Below are 17,247 nucleotides of genomic sequence, written 5' to 3'. Positions count from 1 at the left end.
AATCACCGAGGGCGGCGTCGCCGTCACCCTCCGTCTCGGGCGGGGTCCCCGGCCGAGAGGAGCGGGGGCTCAGACCCCCGACAGGGCCAGGAAGAAGGCGATGATCAGTGCGCTCCCGCCCACCGTGGTGAGGGCGGCGCGCCCGGCCTCGGTGAGCCGTGCGGGGAGCACGGCCAGGGCCGGGTAGAGGCGGATCACGCGGTTGCTCATGGCGACGGCGACCAGCACGGCGCCGACGAGGAGGAGGACGAGGGACACGTCGGGGCAGGCCTTCTCGGGGAGGGGAGGGACTGGCGGTGTGCGTGCCCGATTGTCGCGTATCCGCGGTTCCCGCGGGAGGGGGGTGCGGTGTTCCCCGGGGTTAGGGCCGGTCCCCGGTGGCTCCGTTCGCCCCGTTCGCGCCGTCCGTCCGGTCCGGGCCGGACCCGGCCGCGCCGAGCGCTCGCAGTGTGAAGGCGGTCACCAGGGTGTGCGCCTCCGCCACCGACGTCTCCCCGCGCAGGATGGGCACCCGCTGGGCCCCGATCATCGCCAGCACCAGGCGGGCGGTGGCCGCCACCGGCTGCGCGGCGAACGCGCCCTCGTCGGTCCCGTGCCGCAGGACCTCTTCGAGCAGCTGCTGCATGGGCTCCACGTGGTCGGCCAGGCGCTGGTAGGCGTCCGGGCCCAGGCTGGCGCCGAGTTCGGCGGCCGGGGGGTGGGGGTGCTCGGCGATGGCCTCCAGCTGGAGGCGGACGAAGGCCGACAGCCGGTCGGTGGGCTCCGGGACGCCGTGCAGCTCGGCCCGGTAGCGCTCCATGAACTCCGCGGTGGCCTCGTCGGCGAAGGCGAGCAGCAGCGCCGCCTTGTCGGGGAAGTAGTTGTACAGGGCCGTCCGGGTGATGCCCGCCCGCGCGGCGACCTCGGTCATGGAGATGTCGTCGATGCCCGCGGTCCGGGTCAGCTCGGCGACCGCCTCCAGGATACGTTCGCGCGTCTGGGCCCGGTGGGCGGCGATGGTCGGCGCGGAGATCTTGGGCATGCCCCCCATGGTCGCACGGCGGCGGCCGGTGCGGGCGGGGACGGACGGGCGGGGGGCGGCAGGGCGCCGGGCGGCGCCGTCCCCGCCGCCCGGTGCCCTGTGCGGCCGCTCAGGCGGCCGCGCCGGACGCGTGGCGGCGTCCGAGGTCGGCCAGGACCTCCGTGTTGAGCTGGTAGGCCAGGCCGGTCTCGCGGATCATCGCCCGCCGCGCGGTCTCGTCCAGGTCCAGGGCGTCCAGGCGGGCCCGGTAGGCCTCCTTGAACCGCGGCAGGCTGCCGAGCGCGGAGAAGTCGTAGAACGCCGTCCCCGCGGTGCCGGAGAACCCGTAGGCCCGTGCCGCCGCCTTGCCGATGAACTGGCCGCCGGAGACGTCGCCCATGTAGCGGGTGTAGTGGTGGGCCACGTACCCGGCCGGGTCGTCGGCCATCTGCCGGATGCGGGCGGCGTAGGTGGCGGTGGGCGGGGTGGGGGAGACGTGCCGCGCCCAGTCCGGGCCGTGCAGGGCCTCCAGGTCGCGCTCCAGGGCGGGCACGCGGAACAGCGCCGGGTCGACGAACGGCCCGGCCAGGGGGTCGTCGGCCAGGGCCCGGCCGACCTCCTCCAGGGCGGCGTAGGCGAAGTAGTGCTGGGCGGTCATCGCGGCATAGCCGTCGACCGGCAGCGCCCCGTCGAGCAGCGCCCGGGTGAACCCGTGCCCCTCGGCCTCGCCGTGCGCCTGCCAGGTGGCGGCCTTGAGCTGTTCGGAGAAGCGCCCGTCCTCCACCATCGGTCTCCCTTCCCGCGGCGGGGCCGGTCGGCCCGCCCCGTTTGATGACATCTTGTCAGCATGATGGCGACGGGTGTCAAGACCGATACGACGCACTGTCGTATAAGTCTCGGCGGATTCTCAGGCGCCCCGGTCACGCGTGGCCGCGGTGCGGGGCGCGGGGTGGGCCGCGGCCGGTATCCTTGCCCGGGACGGCGGTGCAGACCTGGCGAAACAGGAGGAAACGGACCTGTCGGGTGCGGGGCCGGGGAACGACCGGCGCCCGACCGTGCGTTAGCACGTGCAGTGGCGGCCCGCGAGGCGGTGACACTATCGTTTGTCTGCCGCGACGAGGGGCGGCAGAGAATGCCAGCGAATCAGGACTTGGGGCAGTGACCGTGACGCGATCCGAACCCGCGGGGCCGGCCGGCGCCGAAGCCGCCGCCTCGGCGCCGGCGGTCGCCTCGGTCGACGTCCTGCTGGTCGAGGACGACGCCCAGGACGCCTTCCTGGTCGAGGAGCTGCTCGCCGACACCGACCTGGAGTGCCGCATCACCTGGGTGCGCACCTACGCCGAGGCGCGCAGCGCCCTGTCCTCCTTCCGCGGCTGCGTGCTGCTCGACCTCAACCTGCCCGACGCCGACGGCATGCCGCTGCTGCGCAAGGTGCTCGACCTCGCCGGCTCGGCCGCCGTGGTCGTGCTCACCGGCCTGGACGACGAGCACGAGGGCGTGGCCTCGGTCGCCGCGGGCGCCCAGGACTACCTGGTCAAGGGCCAGGTCGACGGCTCCCTGCTGGCGCGCAGCCTGCGCTACTCGGTCGAGCGCCAGCGCGCCGACGAGAACGCCCGCCAGCTCCGCGAGGCCGAGCTGTACGCCCGCGAGAACATGCGCCTGGAGCGCGGCCTGCTCCCGCAGGTGCTGCTGGACGCCTCGCCCCTGTCGCACCGCACCTTCTACCGGCCCGGCCGCAAGCGCGCCCTGGTCGGCGGCGACTTCTACGACGCCGTCGAGAAGGACGGCACCACCCACGTCATCGTCGGCGACGTCAGCGGGCACGGCCCCGACGAGGCCGCCCTGGGCGTGCAGCTGCGCATCGCCTGGCGCGCCCTGGTCATGGGGGGCGTGGACGAGCGGCGCCTGCTGCCCTCGCTGGAGCAGATCCTCATCAGCGAGCGCACCCAGGAGGAGATGTACGCCACCCTGTGCCAGGTCAGCCTGGACACCGGGGCCGAGAGCGCCCGCATCCGGCAGTTCGGCCACCCGCCGCCGCTGGTCATCACCGACGGCAAGGTCGCCGAGGTGGAGGCCTCCCCGCACCCGCCGCTGGGGGTCTTCCCCGAGTCCGAGACCGAGGTGGAGGAGTTCGCCCTGCCGCGCGGGGCCACCCTGATGCTCTACACCGACGGCCTCGTCGACGCCTACGACGGCGGCCCGCCCGCGCGCCTGGAGGTCGCCGGGCTGCGCCGCATCCTGTCCGGCCTGCTGGAGGCGGGGACCTCCGTGGTCGACGTGCCCGAGCGGGTCGTCGACGAGGCCGAGCGGCACAACGGCGGCCCGCTGCAGGACGACGTGGCCATGCTGCTGGTCACCCATGGGAGCACCCGGTGAAACCCTGGACGCTGAGGAGGCGGGTCACCGTCCTCCTCGCCCTCGTCGCCGCGCTGCTGGTCGCGGCCGTCTCGTTCATCACCTTCGCCGCGTTCACCGCGCGCGACTCGCTCGACCGCCAGGTCGACGAGCTGGCCCCGGCCCTGACCGCCGTGCAGCAGATCAGGTCCGGCTACCTGAACATGGACAACGGCCTGCGCGGCTACGCCCTCACCGGCAGCGAGGACTTCCTCAGCCCCTACCAGCAGGGGCGCAACACCGTCCGGGAGAACGAGGCGACGCTGGAGAACGTCGCCGGGGACAACGAGGAGATCAAGAACGCGCTCAACGAGGTGCTGGCCGCCGGGCGCGCCTGGGACGACGACTTCGCCGCGCCCACCCTGGAGAAGGTGCGCACCGGCGAGGAGGTCACCGGCGGCGACTTCGAGCTGGGGCGCCAGCGCTTCTCCGCGCTGCGGGACGCGGCCGACGAGGCCGAGCGGCGCATCGACGACGAGATCTCCCAGGCCCGCACCGGGCTGAGCTTCGCCACCCAGCAGGTGGTGGCGCTGCTGGTGCTGGTCGGCTTCGTGGTGGTCATGCTGTCGGTGTTCCTGTGGGTGATGCTGCAGCACTGGGTGCTGCGCCCGCTCGACGAGCTCGCCGGGCACCTGCAGCAGGTCTCCGAGGGGTACTACGCCCACCGCATCGAACTGCACGGCCCGCCGGAGATCACCCGAGTGGGCCGCGACGTCGACGCCATGCGCGAGCGCATCGTCAGCGACCTGCACGAGGTGGGCGCGGCCCGGCGCAAGCTCCTGGAGCAGTCCGAACTGCTGGAGCACCAGGCCGACGAGCTGCGCCGGTCCAACATGGAGCTGGAGCAGTTCGCCTACGTCGCCTCGCACGACCTGCAGGAGCCGCTGCGCAAGGTGGCCAGCTTCTGCCAGCTGCTGCAGCGCCGCTACAAGGGGCAGCTCGACGAGCGCGCCGACTCCTACATCGACTTCGCGGTCGAGGGCGCCAAGCGCATGCAGACCCTCATCAACGACCTGCTGGCGTTCTCCCGCGTGGGCCGCACCAAGAACTTCGCGCCGGTCGACCTCGACCAGGCCCTGGAGGACGCCCTCAACAGCCTGGAGACCCGGCTGGACGAGGCCGGGGCGGTGGTCACCGGCCAGGACCTGCCCACCGTCGAGGGCGACCGCACCCTGCTCACCCAGGTGTTCTTCAACCTGGTGGGCAACGCGGTGAAGTTCCGCGGGGAGAACGACGCCCGGGTGGACATCAGCGTCCGCCGCGAGGGCGACGAGTGGGTCTTCTGCTGCGCCGACAACGGCATCGGCATCGACCCGCAGTACGCCGAGCGCATCTTCGTGATCTTCCAGCGCCTGCACACTCGGGACAAGTACGGCGGCACCGGGATCGGCCTGGCCATGTGCAAGAAGATCATCGAGTTCCACGGCGGCCGGATCTGGCTGGACCCCCGCGACGGTGAACCGGGCACCCGCATATGCTGGTCCCTGCCCGCGGTGCCGGAGGAGGCCGCCGACGGCGCGGCCGCCGAGGGCGCCGAGGGTGCCGAAGGCGGCGAGGACCCCGAGGACAGCGAGAACAGCGAGGACACCGAGGGCGTCGAGGCGGCCGGGGCCGCCGACGGACCGTCCGGCGGCGAGGACGCCGACGGCCGCGTACGCGCGTCCGGCGCGCACGCACCCGGCGGGGAACGGCCCGCCGGACCGGAGCCCGAGGGCGGTGCGCCCGACGGCGGGGAGGGCGGCGGACCGGACGCGGGGGGCGCCCCCTCCCGGACCGGCGGCCGCGACGGGGACGAGGGCTGAAGACGATGAGCGAGGTCACTTTGGTGCAACCCATAGAGGTGCTGCTGGTCGAAGACGACCCCGGCGACGTCCTCATGACCAAGGAGGCGTTCGAGGAGCACAAGGTGGGCAACCGCCTGCACGTCGTCTCCGACGGGGTGGAGGCCCTGCGGTTCCTGCGCCGCGAGGGCGAGTTCGCCGACGCGCCGCGCCCGCACCTGATCCTGCTCGACCTCAACCTGCCCCGCAAGGACGGCCGGGAGGTGCTGGAGGAGGTCAAGGGCGACGAGTCGCTCGCCCACATCCCGATCGTCGTGCTGACCACCTCCGAGGCCGAGGAGGACATCCTGCGCAGCTACCGGCTGCACGCCAACGCCTATGTGGCCAAACCGGTCGACTTCGAGCAGTTCATCCAGGTGGTCCGGCAGATCGATGACTTCTTCGTCACCGTGGTGCGGCTGCCCAAGGGCTGATCTGCAATACGGTGGTGCCATGAGCTTGCCCGAACCGCGCCGCACCGCCGGGCCCTACCGCATCAGCGTGGTGTGCCTCGGCAACATCTGCCGCTCTCCCATGGCCGAGAAGGTGCTCACCGCCGACCTGGAACGGGCGGGCCTCGCCGACCGGGTCGAGGTGGAGAGCGCGGGCACCGGGAGCTGGCACATCGGGTCGGGGATGGACGAGCGCGCCGCGGCCACGCTGCGGGTGCACGGCTACCCCACCGGCCACACCGCCCGGCGCTTCGACCCGCGCCGCTTCGACGAGTTCGACCTGGTGCTGGCCATGGACACCGACAACCTCGACGAGCTGGTCCGCGAGGCGCCGGACGAACAGGCGCGGGAGCGCCTGGCGCTGTTCCGCTCCTTCGCCCCGGGGACCGGGCCGCACCCGGAGGTCCCCGACCCCTACTACGGCGGCGAGGACGGCTTCACCGCCGTGCTGACCATGGTCGAGGCCGCCGCCAAGGGGCTCACCGGCGAGCTGGCGGCGCTGCTCGGCGACGCCCGCGCACGGTAGAGGGGGCGGCGTGCTCACCGACCGGGTCCGGGAGCTGACCGGGCGGGAGGCGGTCCGCGCGGTCCCGCTGGGCCGCTCGCACGCCTGGCAGACCTACCGGGCCGAGACCGCCGACGGCGGTCGGCTGTTCGTCAAGGCCCTGCCCGACGGGGACGGGGGCGGCGACGGGTTCCCCGGGCTCTTCGAGTCCGAGGCGCTGGGGCTGGCGTGGCTGGGGCGGGCCTTCGGCTCGCCCGCCGCCGAGGTCGCGGGCTGGGACGCGCGCACCCTGGTCCTGCACTGGGTCGACGAGCGCCCGCCGACGCCCGAGGCGGCCGAGCGCTTCGGCCACCAGCTGGCCTCCATGCACCTGGCCGGGGCCGAGGGCTTCGGCGCCGACCGGGACGGCTACATCGGCCCGCTGCCGCTGGACAACACCCGCGACGCCGCCTGGCCGGAGTTCTACGCGCGGCGCCGCCTGGAGCCGTTCCTGCGCCGCGCCGCCGACCGGGGGGCGCTCACCCCCGCCGACGTGCGGATCGTGGAGAAGGTCGTCGACCAGGTGGAGGACCTGGCCGGGGAGCCGGAGCCGCCCGCCCGGGTGCACGGCGACCTGTGGAGCGGCAACGTCATCTGGCAGGACGACGGTGCCTGTGTGGTCGACCCCTCGGCGCACGGCGGGCACCGCGAGGGCGACCTGGCCATGCTGGCCCTGTTCGGCCTGCCCCACCTGGACCGGGTCCGGGACGCCTACAACGAGGCGGCCCCCCTGGCGGCCGGGTGGCGCGGGCGGATCGCCCTGCACCAGCTCTACCCCCTGCTGGTGCACGTCAGCCTGTTCGGGGCCGCCTACCGGACGACCACCATGGAGGCCGCCCGCGCGGCACTGCACGGCTAGGGCGGGTTCCTCGGATCGCCCCCTCCCGCGCGCCGGGCCCCGTCACACGGCCGGGCGGCCTGGCACGGGGCGCTGCTCGCGCTGCGTGTCCCGCCACTTCCCGTCGACCGCGTTCTCGGGGAAAGGGACCTGAAGGGCGGCGCGGTTCAGGCCGGACCGGACCGCGGCCTGGATGATCTCGTCGGCCCTGTCCGTGCGGACGGTGATGTACTTGCCGTCGCGGCTGACGATCTCGATCCCCGGCCCCGTCTCATTGAGCAGGCGCAGCCGGGTGAGGCGGAACATGTGCTTCATCGTGAACTCCGCCTTGCCCATGTAGGCGATGGCGGTGAGGGGCACGTCGACCGTGTTGTTGAAGCCGTTGGAGATCCGGAACACACGCTTGGGCTTGTCGAGGAGGACGACCACTGCGGACACCCGGTAGCCCAGGAAACCGAGAACGAAGGCGACCGGTACGGCCGCGACCGCGGTCCAGGCCCCCGAGCTCCAGTGCTCGTACCCGTCGGAGAACATTGCGCCCAGGAGGACGGTGGCGAATACTCCGAGGGCTCCCATCGCGACCGTGTTGATCTTGACGCGCCTGTGGAAGTGGTCCCACTGGGGTGCGGCCGCCGCGGCGGCCTTCATCTCTTCGCGGAAACTCTTCTTCTGGGTGCCGGACATGGGTCAGGAGTCCTCTTCCGTTCGCGGCTCTTGTTCGCTCAGGGCGGTGTCGGATCGGTTGGGCGCCGGGTCTCGGAACGGCCCCGATCCTGTACCCCGGCGGTGGGCCCTGGTCGCTTTGCGCACTACGTGCGCCGCGCCCCGGCCGCGACCTTAACGAGGGCGGGGCGGCCGCGCGCCCTGGAGGGGGTGGAAGGGAAACGGGGGGCGTGTGGGGGGGCGATGCTCCTGAGCTGCGCAAAGTGCGCGCAGGCGAAGGTCACCCGGCGCAGGCTCGCCATTGCCGGGTGATCGTCTTCACACACGGAGTGACCGGATCCGGCCCCCTCCGCGCCGTATCGTTCGGTGAGCCGGTTGAATCCGGAATCATTCGCGGGCGGCCCGCAGCGCCGTGCGCCCCCGGCCGGGGACGCGGATGCGTCCGAAGGGCTTCACCGTCGACAGCAGCACCGTGGCCAGCAGCACGGTGAACGACACCGACAGCGCCCCCACCGCCTGCGCCATCCCGGCCCCGCCCGCCGCGGCCGGGTCGGCGGCCAGATCGCGGACCATCGGCCCGATGCTCAGGTTGGAGCCCGCCACCAGGAGCAGCGTCAGCACCAGCTTGGCCGCCACCCACGTGTGCCGGAACAGCCCCCGGGGCGTGCCCAGCGCCAGCACCAGCCCGGTGGCCGCGGCGGTCAGGCTCAGCGGGAGCACCAGCATCCCCGACAGCAGCCCGGCCGCGCCCAGGGCCTCGGCGCGCACGCCCGGGTCGGCGGCGGCCGCACCCGCCAGCGCCAGCATGCTCCCGTGCACCCCGAGCCAGCCCACGGAGGCGATCACGTGCAGGCTGAGCGCCGCCTTGCGCCAGCCGGGCGGCAGCCGCCGGGCGCGCACGGCGCCCGACGGCCGGGCGGCGGGCGCCGGAGCGGTCACGTCCGCCCCTTCTTGGTGCTCTGGCCCGGGCTCCAGTTGAGGGCGCTCGCGCGCTCCATGAACTCCTCGACGGTGATGTCGCCCTTGGCGAACCGCTCGGCCAGCACCCGGCGGGCGGCGGTCTCGGGCGGCTCGGGGGCGGCACCGGCCCACGGCGGGCGGTGGCCCCTGGAGCGCATCAGCAGGAGGACGGCGAACGCGGTGAGCAGCAGGAGCAGGAAGAACATGGCGACTCCGATGAACGGGGCGAACGGCGGCGGCGACCCGGCCCAGGGCGGGCCGTGGGCCGCGGCGGCTGAGATGACGGCGATCGTGTTCATGGCTCCACGCTCCCCCCGCCCGCGCGTCGCGGTCGTCGCCCGGCACGCGTCATCGCGTCTACGCAGCCGGGACGACGCGCTCTACGCACGGCGGCCGATGACCGCCGCGGCCGGTGCGGGCTAACGTCACCGGTGTGACGTCCTTCCGCGAACGCCTCCGCGCCGCTTTCGGCCCCGGCACCTGGCGCAAGCTCGCCCTCGACGTTCCGCTGGGGCTGGTGCTGGCGGCGGTCGGGGCGGCGACGCTGGTCGCCAAGGCCTCCGGCGGCTGGCAGCGCGGACCCGGGAACGGTCCGCCCGGCCCGCCCGGTCCCCCCGGCCCGCCCGGGGGCCTCGGTCCCGGCACGGGGCCGCCGCCGTGGGCCGCCGACCTCGACCTGCCCGTGCTCCCGCTGGTGTGCGTGGCCGTCGCCGCCGCCTGCGTCGTGCTGCGCAGGGTCTGGCCCCGCTCGGCGTTCGCCGCCTCGGCGGCGGCGACGGCGGTCTTCGTGGCCGCGGCCGGCTTCCACGGCCCGATCCTCGTCGGAACGCTGCTCAACCTGTACACCATGGCCTCGCGCATGGCCCTGCGCGAGTGGCTGCCCTGGACCCCCGCCGGGCTGCCGGTGCTGCTCGCCGTCCGTTTCGACGAGCCGTACGCGGGGCTGCTGCAGGCCGGAACCTACCTGCTGTCCATCCCCTACCTGGCGATGATGGTGGCGGCCGCCGCGCTGGGCGCGACCATGCGGGGCCGCCGGGAGGGCCGCCGCCGCGAACACGATCAGGCGCTGCGCCGCTCGGTGTACGAGGAGCGGCTGCGCATCGCCCGCGAGGTGCACGACGTCGTCGGGCACAGCCTCTCGGTGATCAACATGCAGGCCGGGGTCGCCATGCACGTGCTCGACAAGCGCCCCGACCGGGCCCACGAGTCGCTGGACGCGATCCGCCGCACCAGCAAGGACGCCCTGGAGGAGCTGCGCGGCACCCTGGCGGTGTTCCGCGAGGGCGCCGCCGCCGACGCTGTGGCCGGGGATGGCGGGGACCGGGCGCCGCTGCCCGGGCTCGACCGGGTCGGCGAGCTCGCCGCCGGGATGGGGTCGGCCGGTGTCTCGGTGGAGGTGCACACTGAGGGGGAGCAGGCGGTGCCTCCGGCCGCGGTGGACCACGCCGCCTACAGGATCGTGCAGGAGGCGCTGACCAACGTGGCGCGGCACGCCCCGGGGGCGTCCGCGTCGGTGCGGATCGCCTATGAGCGCGGGGAGGTCGCGGTGGAGATCGAGGACGACGGGCCGCGCATCGCGGGGCCGGGCCCCCGGGAGGGCAGCGGCATCGCGGGGATGCGCGAGCGCGCGCGGGCCGTCGGCGGCAACCTGCACGCCGGGCCCCGCCCGGACGGCGGGTTCGCCGTCCGCGCCCGGCTGCCCTCGGGCGTACCGCGGAGCGGCCGGTGAGCGGGGCGGTGCGGGTGGCCCTGGCCGACGACCAGGCGCTGGTGCGCATGGGGCTGCGCGTGCTCATCGAGGAGGAGGACGGCCTGGAGGTGGCCGGGGAGGCCGCCGACGGCCGGGAGGCGGTCGAGCTGGCCCGTAGGGAGCGCCCCGACGTGCTGCTGATGGACGTGCGCATGCCCGACGTGGACGGCATCCGGGCGCTGAAGGAGATCGCCGCCGACCCGGAGCTGTCCGGCACCCGCGTGGTGGTGCTGACCACCTTCGAGCTGGACGAGTACGTGTTCGAGGCGCTGCGCTCCGGCGCCGCGGGGTTCCTGATCAAGGACAGCCCGCCCGAGGAGCTGCTGCGCGCGATCAGGCTGGCCTCCGAGGGCGAGTCGCTGCTGTCGCCCTCGGTCACCCGCCGGGTCATCTCGGCCTTCGCCTCCAGCTCCCCCTCGGGGGAGGGGCCGCGCCCCGACCTGGGCAACCTGACCGAGCGGGAGCGGGAGGTCCTCGCGCTGGTGGGGGAGGGGCTGAGCAACGGGGAGATCGCCGAGCGGCTGTTCGTCAGCCCGGCCACCGCCCGCACCCACGTCAGCCGGGCCATGGTCAAGCTGCACGCGCGCGACCGGGCCCAGCTCGTGGTGATCGCCTACCGCTCGGGGCTGGTGCGCTGAGGCGGGCCCCGCCCCGCTCGGGGCGGGGCGGGGCGCGGTGGGGTCCTACCCCTTCATGCTCCCGGCCAGCAGGCCCCGGGCGAAGTACCGCTGCAGGGAGAAGAACACCAGCAGCGGGACCACCATCGACACGAACGCCCCCGCCGTGAGCCGCTGCCACTCGTTGCCGCGGGTCCCGGCCAGTTCGGCCAGGCGCACGGTCAGCGGTGCCACCTCGATGCTGCCGCCCGCGAAGATCAGCGCCACCAGCAGGTCGTTCCACACCCACAGGAACTGGAAGATGGCCAGCGACACCAGCGCCGGAACGGTCAGCGGCAGCACGATGCGCCGGAAGATCGTGCCGTGCCCGGCGCCGTCGGCGCGCGCCGCCTCGATGATGCCGGCGGGCAGCCGGGAGATGAAGTTGTGCATCAGGAAGATGCCCAGCGGCAGCCCGAACATGGTGTGCGCGATCCACACGTTGGTGAACTGGAAGGCGCCGGGCAGGTCCAGCGGCGGAAGCACGGTGGTGGTACCGATCGCCACCCCGTCGGAGAACAGGCGCAGCAGCGGCACCAGCGACATCTGCAGCGGCACGATCTGCAGCGCGAACACGCCGATGAACAGCCAGTCCCGGCCCGGGAAGCGCATCCACGCCAGGGCGTAGGCGGCCAGCGCCGCCAGCAGCACCACGAATACCATCGTCGGTACCGCGATGGTGAAGGAGTTGACGAAGTAGCTGGCCAGGCGCCCGTCGCTGGAGCTGCCGAAGAGCACGTCGCCGTAGTTGCGCAGGGTGAACTGGGGGTCGAACGGGACGGTCCACCAACCGGTGGTCTTGATCTGCTCCTCGGGCCGGAACGAGGAGACGAGCAGCCCGGCGGTGGGCAGCGTCCACAGCACCGCGATGGCGACCGCCGCCGCGCTGCCGACCGCGCCGGAGAGCCGGGCGCGCACCCGGGCGGCCTGGGCGGGGCCGCGCCGGGCGGGAGCGCGGCCATCGGGAGCGCGGCCGTCGGGGGCGGCGCTGCCGGAATCCGTGCGGGGCGGGGTCACTGGGCCTCCCTGGTACGCCGGGTGCTGCGGATCTGGATCAGCACGAGCGGGACCACCAGCACGAACAGGAACACCGCCAGCGCCGAGCCCTGCCCCAGCTCGCCGTAGCGGAACGCCTGGTTGTACATCTCGTTGGCGATGACGGAGGTGGAGAACTGGCCGCCGGTGACGGTGCGGACGATGTCGAACACCTTCAGGGTCTGCACCGAGATGGTGATCAGCACGACCGCCACGGTCGGCCAGATCATCGGGAGGGTGACCCGCCAGAACAGCTGCAGCGGCGACACCCCGTCGATCCGCGCGGCCTCGATGATGTCGGTGGGGATCGCCTTGATCGCCGCGGACAGGATGACCATGGCGAACCCCGCCTGGATCCAGATCAGGATCACGATCAGCAGCAGGGTGTTCAGCGGCTGGTCCAGCAGCCACAGCCGGGGCTCGCCGCCCAGCATGGTCCAGACCTGGTTGAGCACCCCGATCTGGTCGGAGTCGGCCGGGCGGTGGGCGTAGACGAACTTCCAGATGATGCTCGCCCCGACGAAGGAGATCGCCATCGGCATGAACAGCAGCGACTTGGCGAGCGACTCGTAGCGGGCGCGGTCCACCAGCACCGCGTACACCAGCCCGGTGGCGGTGGCCAGCACCGGGGCGACGAGCACCCACAGCAGGGTGTTGCGCAGCACCACCAGGATCTCGGGGCGGGTGAACATCCATACGTAGTTGCGCAGCCCCACCCAGGCCTGCCCGGGCCCGTCCATGAAGGACAGGACGGTGGTGCGCACCACCGGGTAGACCAGGCCGACCAGCAGGAGCAGGGCCGCCGGGCCGAGGAAGCAGGCCGCCTGCCACCACTCCGCGCGGGTGCGGGGCCCACGGTCCACGGCGACGAGGAGCACGCCGAAGACCGCCAGGAAGCCCGCGACACCGATGACCAGCCAGAGCAGCTTGGGCAGCTCGGAGAGGACGTCGAAACCCATCGCGCCGGCGCTCTTTCTACTCGCTCCAGGAGTCCTCGATGTAGGCGAGCGTCTCCTCGGTCCCCTTTCCGTTGATCCAGTCGGTCATCCCGCGCCAGAACGTGCCCGACCCGACGGCGGCGGGCATGTTGTCGCCGCCGTCCCAGCGGAACACCACCTCGGGGTCGCGCAGCAGCTCGGCGGAGAGCCGGTCGATGGGGTTCTCCAGCAGCTCCAGGTCGGCGTCCCGGTGCGCGGAGAACCAGCGGCCCAGGGAGGCGCGGCTGTCCGCGAACTCGACGGTGGCCAGGTACTCCTGCACGGCCGCCACCTCGGGCCGGTCGGTGAAGGCCGCGGCGAACTCGCCGCCGCCGACGATCGGGGTGCCGACCTCCTCGTCGATGGCGGGCAGGTTGAAGGCGTAGATGTCGCCGTCCTCGGAGATGTCGGTGTCCTCGGGCCAGTTGGCGGCGTAGAAGGAGCCCATCATGTACATGCCGCACTCGCCCTCGTTCACCGGGAGCCCGGCGTCCTGCTGGGAGGTGGTGGCGATGGACTTGACGCCGCCGTGGCCGCCGTTGACGTAGTCGGGGTTGCGCAGGATGCCGTCGACCCGCTCCAGCGACTCCACGATCTTCGGGTCGTCGAACGGGATCTCGTGCCCGACCCACTGGTCGTAGACCTCGGGGCCGTGCTCGCGCAGCACCGCGTTCTCCAGCCAGTCGGTGGCGGGCCAGCCGGTGGCCTCGCCCGACTCGATCCCGGCGCACCAGGGCTTGAGCCCGTCGTCGGCCATGGTGTCGGACAGCTCGGTCATCTCGTCCCAGGTCTGCGGGGTCTCATAGCCGTTCTCCGCGAACACCGCGGGCGAGTACCAGACCAGCGACTTGACGTTGGAGGCCTGCGGGGTGGCGTACAGTTCGCCGTCGTGCTCCACGTAGGAGAGCCAGTCCTCGGTCCAGCCCTCCCGGGCCAGGTCCGCGGCGCCCTCGGGCAGCGGCAGGGCGTCGCCCGACTCGACGAACCGGGCGAGCAGGCCGGGCTGGGGGAAGATCGCGATGTCGGGGGCGTTGCCGCCGTCCACCTTGACCTGGATCTGCGCCTCGAACTCGCCGCTGCCCTCGTAGTCGATGGCGATGCCGGTGCAGTCGCTGAACTCCTGCCAGGCCTGCCGCAGCCGCTCGGCCTCATCGTCGCGGATGGGGCCGTACATCTCCACGGTGCCGCCGATGTCCTGCCACTGGGCGTAGGGCTCGCAGGCGGCGGAGCCGGGGTCGGCCCCGCCGCCGCCCTGCTCCCCGGCGAGGTAGCCGCATCCGGCGGCCAGCAGGACGAGGGGCAGCACGGCGGCTCCGGCCGCCCGTGCGGGGCGCCGTGCGGCGGCCGGGGGCGAGCGCCGCGCGGGCGGGGACGTCGTCGTCGGGGTCGGTGTCGGGGCCATGCGCACCTCCATGGACGCCCGGAACTGGTATAGACCGGGACCACCGATCCAAGTCGCCAGGGGCGCCGATGTCCAGAGCGCGGGCGGTTCCCGTCCGCAACGGTTCAGTTACGGTGCAGGTCAGAAGGGGTGGAAGGGTGTGGTTCGGGTCACATTGATCGGATCATCCCGCCTCGTTCCCCCTGGGGCGGGACGAGGGTGCGGCGGCCGCGGGTTGTCGGAGGAACGCCGGGGCCCGGGGTGCCTCCGGCCCGGACGCGGGGTGATCGCTCACGGCGAACACCTGTCCGGGAAGAAAACCGGACTCTTGTTTATTGAGTGATAGTGACTCAACAAGGAGGGTCCGATGACTGAAGCGCAGACCGGCGTCACGCTGCCGGTGCTCCCCCTCGACGACGACGTCGTGCTCCCCGGCATGGTCGTGCCGGTGGACATCTCCGATTCCGAGGTCCGCGCCGCCATCGACGCCGCGCGTGCCGGGCACGACGACGGCGCCCAGGTCCCCGGTATCCGCTCCCAGAGCAAGCCGCGGGTGCTCATCGTTCCGCGCATCGACGGAACCCACACCGGGACCGGCACGGTCGCCGTCGTCGAGCAGGTCGGCCGCACACCCCAGGGCGACCCCGCGGCCGTGCTGCGCGGCACCGCCCGCGCCCGCGTCGGCAGCGGCACCACCGGCCCCGGTGCGGCGCTGTGGGTCTCGGCCGAGACCCACGCCGACGAGGCGCCCGAGGGCGGCCACCCCGGCAAGGTGACCGAGCTGGCCCGCGAGTACAAGGGCCTGGCCGCCTCCTACCTGCAGAAGCGGGGCGCCTGGCAGGCCATCGACACCATCCAGCAGACCGACGACCCGGCCCGGCTGGCCGACCGCGGCGGGTACTCGCCGTTCCTGACCACCGACCAGAAGCTGCGGCTGCTGGAGACCTACGACGTCGCCGAGCGGCTGCGCCTGCTGACCGAGTGGACCCGCGAGGCGCTGGCCGAGCTCGACGTCGCCGAGACCATCGACAAGGACGTCCAGGAGGGCGTCGACAAGCAGCAGCGCGAGTTCCTGCTGCGCCGCCAGATGGAGGCCATCCGCAAGGAGCTCAACGAGCTGGACGGCCGCCCCGGCAGCGAGGAGGACGACTACCGCGAGCGGGTCGAGGCCGCCGACCTGCCCGACCACGTGCGCACGGCCGCCCTGGAGGAGGTCGACAAGCTGGAGCGCGCCGGGGACTCCTCGCCCGAGTCCGGGTGGATCCGCACCTGGCTCGACACGGTCCTGGACATGCCGTGGAACGAGCGCACCGACGACTCCTACGACATCGCCGGGGCGCGCGGCGTCCTGGACGGCGACCACACCGGCCTCGACGACGTCAAGGACCGCATCACCGAGTACCTGGCGGTGCGCAAGCGCCGCGAGGAGCGCGGCCTGGGCGTGGTCGGCGGGCGGCGCAGCGGCGCCGTGCTGGCCCTGGTCGGGCCGCCCGGGGTCGGCAAGACCTCGCTGGGCGAGTCGGTCGCCCGCGCCATGGGCCGCACCTTCACCCGGGTGGCCCTGGGCGGCGTACGCGACGAGGCCGAGATCCGCGGCCACCGCCGCACCTACGTGGGCGCCATGCCCGGCCGCATCGTGCGGGCCATCCGCGAGTCCGGGTCGATGAACCCGGTGGTGCTGCTGGACGAGATCGACAAGGTCGGCGCCGACTTCCGCGGCGACCCCACCTCGGCCCTGCTGGAGGTGCTGGACCCGGCGCAGAACCACACCTTCCGCGACCACTACCTGGAGGTCGACCTCGACCTGTCGGACGTGGTCTTCCTGGCCACCGCCAACAGCCTGGAGACCATCCCCGGGCCGCTGCTGGACCGGATGGAACTGGTGGAGCTGGACGGCTACACCGAGCGGGAGAAGGTCTCCATCGCCCGCGACCACCTGCTGCCCCGGCAGCTCGACAAGGCCGGGCTGGACGCGGGCGAGGTGGCCTTCGACGACGGGGCGCTGCGCCGCCTGGCCGCCGAGTACACCCGCGAGGCGGGGGTGCGCGGCCTGGAGCGGTCCATCGCCCGGGTGCTGCGCAAGGTCGCCGCGCAGGAGGCGCTGGAGGGCGAGCACCTCCCGGTGACCGTCGGCGCCGACGACCTGACCGGCTACCTCGGGCGGCCCCGGCACACCCCGGAGTCGGCCGAGCGCACCTCCGTCCCGGGGGTCGCCACCGGCCTGGCCGTCACCGGCGCGGGCGGGGACGTGCTGTTCGTGGAGGCCTCCCTGGCCGACCCCGAGTCGGGGGCGGGCGGGGTCACCCTCACCGGGCAGCTCGGCGACGTGATGAAGGAGTCCGCCCAGATCGCCCTGTCCTACCTGCGCTCGCGCGGCGCGGAGCTGGAACTGCCGGTGGGCGACCTCAAGGACCGCGGCGTGCACGTCCACGTCCCGGCGGGGGCCATCCCCAAGGACGGCCCCAGCGCCGGGGTGACCATGACCACGGCACTGGCCTCGCTGCTCTCCGGCCGCCCGGCCCGCTCCGACGTGGCCATGACCGGCGAGGTGTCGCTGACCGGGCGTGTGCTGCCCATCGGCGGGGTGAAGCAGAAGCTGCTGGCCGCGCACCGGGCGGGCATCACCACCGTGCTGATCCCGGCCCGGAACGCGCCCGACCTGGACGACGTGCCCGACGACGTCCTGGAAGAGCTGGAGGTGCACCCGGTGGCCGACGTGCGCGAGGTGCTGGACCTGGCCCTGAGCCCGGCCCACAGCACCGAGGCCGTGGCGGCGT

Annotated in this window: 17 protein-coding genes (1 of these 17 running past the window's edge); 8 read left to right on the top strand and 9 right to left on the bottom strand. The window is 73.4% G+C overall.

Annotated elements, in window-relative coordinates:
• Positions 1 to 69: 69 nt before the first annotated feature.
• The 3 genes from D476_RS0123245 to D476_RS0123235 all read right to left on the bottom strand — a co-directional run bounded on the left by D476_RS0123245 (position 70) and on the right by D476_RS0123235 (position 1,787).
• Complete coding sequence (locus D476_RS0123245) at positions 70 to 258, bottom strand: hypothetical protein (protein WP_017626322.1); 189 nt, start codon at positions 256 to 258, stop codon at positions 70 to 72.
• 103 nt (positions 259 to 361) lie between these two features.
• Positions 362 to 1,021, bottom strand: a complete 660-nt coding sequence (locus D476_RS0123240; RefSeq protein ID WP_020380485.1) for a TetR/AcrR family transcriptional regulator — start codon at positions 1,019 to 1,021, stop codon at positions 362 to 364.
• A 109-nt stretch (positions 1,022 to 1,130) separates the two neighbouring features.
• Complete coding sequence (locus tag D476_RS0123235) at positions 1,131 to 1,787, bottom strand: biliverdin-producing heme oxygenase (protein ID WP_017626320.1); 657 nt, start codon at positions 1,785 to 1,787, stop codon at positions 1,131 to 1,133.
• A gap of 371 nt (positions 1,788 to 2,158) precedes the next feature.
• Between D476_RS0123235 and D476_RS0123230 the strand changes: the two genes are divergently transcribed.
• Genes D476_RS0123230 through D476_RS0123210 form a run of 5 tightly spaced genes read left to right on the top strand, consistent with a single transcriptional unit; the run spans position 2,159 to position 7,069 of the window.
• Positions 2,159 to 3,376: a PP2C family protein-serine/threonine phosphatase gene (locus D476_RS0123230; protein WP_017626319.1), complete on the top strand. Its 1,218-nt coding sequence runs from the start codon at positions 2,159 to 2,161 to the stop codon at positions 3,374 to 3,376.
• Positions 3,373 to 5,196, top strand: coding sequence for a sensor histidine kinase (locus tag D476_RS0123225; protein ID WP_017626318.1), 1,824 nt, complete (start codon positions 3,373 to 3,375; stop codon positions 5,194 to 5,196). Before D476_RS0123230 ends, D476_RS0123225 begins: the two co-directional genes overlap by 4 nt.
• A gap of 5 nt (positions 5,197 to 5,201) precedes the next feature.
• The gene (locus tag D476_RS0123220; RefSeq protein WP_026123784.1) at positions 5,202 to 5,648 is read left to right on the top strand and encodes a response regulator; all 447 of its coding nucleotides are present in this window, start codon (positions 5,202 to 5,204) and stop codon (positions 5,646 to 5,648) included.
• 19 nt (positions 5,649 to 5,667) lie between these two features.
• Positions 5,668 to 6,192 carry a low molecular weight protein-tyrosine-phosphatase gene (locus D476_RS0123215; RefSeq protein ID WP_017626316.1) on the top strand — a complete coding sequence of 175 codons (525 nt, stop codon included), beginning with the start codon at positions 5,668 to 5,670 and terminating at the stop codon, positions 6,190 to 6,192.
• Between the two features lie 10 nt (positions 6,193 to 6,202).
• Entirely contained in the window at positions 6,203 to 7,069 is an 867-nt protein-coding gene (locus D476_RS0123210) for a fructosamine kinase family protein (protein WP_017626315.1), read from the top strand.
• 42 nt (positions 7,070 to 7,111) lie between these two features.
• On the opposite strand, the gene D476_RS0123205 is transcribed toward D476_RS0123210, so the two are convergent.
• The 3 genes from D476_RS0123205 to D476_RS0123195 form a co-directional block, all read right to left on the bottom strand.
• A complete protein-coding gene (locus D476_RS0123205) occupies positions 7,112 to 7,732 on the bottom strand; it encodes a hypothetical protein (RefSeq protein WP_017626314.1) in 621 nt (206 codons plus the stop codon).
• Positions 7,733 to 8,098: 366 nt separating this feature from the next.
• Positions 8,099 to 8,650, bottom strand: a complete 552-nt coding sequence (locus D476_RS0123200) for a hypothetical protein (RefSeq protein WP_017626313.1) — start codon at positions 8,648 to 8,650, stop codon at positions 8,099 to 8,101.
• Positions 8,647 to 8,970: an SHOCT domain-containing protein gene (locus D476_RS0123195; protein ID WP_017626312.1), complete on the bottom strand. Its 324-nt coding sequence runs from the start codon at positions 8,968 to 8,970 to the stop codon at positions 8,647 to 8,649. The genes D476_RS0123200 and D476_RS0123195 overlap by 4 nt, the downstream gene beginning before the upstream one ends.
• A 134-nt stretch (positions 8,971 to 9,104) precedes the next feature.
• On the opposite strand from D476_RS0123195, the gene D476_RS0123190 reads away from it, so the two are divergent.
• On the top strand, positions 9,105 to 10,400 hold the full coding sequence (locus D476_RS0123190; protein ID WP_017626311.1) for a sensor histidine kinase: 1,296 nt from the start codon (positions 9,105 to 9,107) through the stop codon (positions 10,398 to 10,400).
• Positions 10,397 to 11,059, top strand: coding sequence for a response regulator (locus D476_RS0123185; RefSeq protein ID WP_017626310.1), 663 nt, complete (start codon positions 10,397 to 10,399; stop codon positions 11,057 to 11,059). Before D476_RS0123190 ends, D476_RS0123185 begins: the two co-directional genes overlap by 4 nt.
• Positions 11,060 to 11,104: 45 nt before the next feature.
• Here the strand turns inward: D476_RS0123185 and D476_RS0123180 are convergent, their stop codons facing one another.
• The 3 genes from D476_RS0123180 to D476_RS0123170 are packed head-to-tail and all read right to left on the bottom strand — an operon-like array spanning position 11,105 to position 14,491.
• Entirely contained in the window at positions 11,105 to 12,094 is a 990-nt protein-coding gene (locus D476_RS0123180) for a carbohydrate ABC transporter permease (RefSeq protein ID WP_017626309.1), read from the bottom strand.
• A complete protein-coding gene (locus tag D476_RS0123175) occupies positions 12,091 to 13,071 on the bottom strand; it encodes a carbohydrate ABC transporter permease (protein ID WP_017626308.1) in 981 nt (326 codons plus the stop codon). Before D476_RS0123175 ends, D476_RS0123180 begins: the two co-directional genes overlap by 4 nt.
• Before the next feature lie 16 nt (positions 13,072 to 13,087).
• On the bottom strand, positions 13,088 to 14,491 hold the full coding sequence (locus tag D476_RS0123170) for an ABC transporter substrate-binding protein (protein ID WP_026123783.1): 1,404 nt from the start codon (positions 14,489 to 14,491) through the stop codon (positions 13,088 to 13,090).
• A 346-nt stretch (positions 14,492 to 14,837) separates the two neighbouring features.
• Between D476_RS0123170 and lon the strand changes: the two genes are divergently transcribed.
• Positions 14,838 to 17,247: the 5' portion of an endopeptidase La gene (lon, locus tag D476_RS0123165; RefSeq protein ID WP_017626306.1), read on the top strand. Its footprint extends 185 nt past the window's final position; only the first 2,410 of its 2,595 coding nucleotides appear in the window; it begins with the start codon at positions 14,838 to 14,840; its stop codon lies off the right edge, out of view.

Origin of the sequence: Nocardiopsis chromatogenes YIM 90109 (assembly GCF_000341185.1) — a bacterium.
In the GTDB taxonomy this organism is placed as follows: Bacteria; Actinomycetota; Actinomycetes; order Streptosporangiales; family Streptosporangiaceae; genus Nocardiopsis_A; species Nocardiopsis_A chromatogenes.
This window is presented reverse-complemented; position numbering and strand designations above follow the sequence as displayed.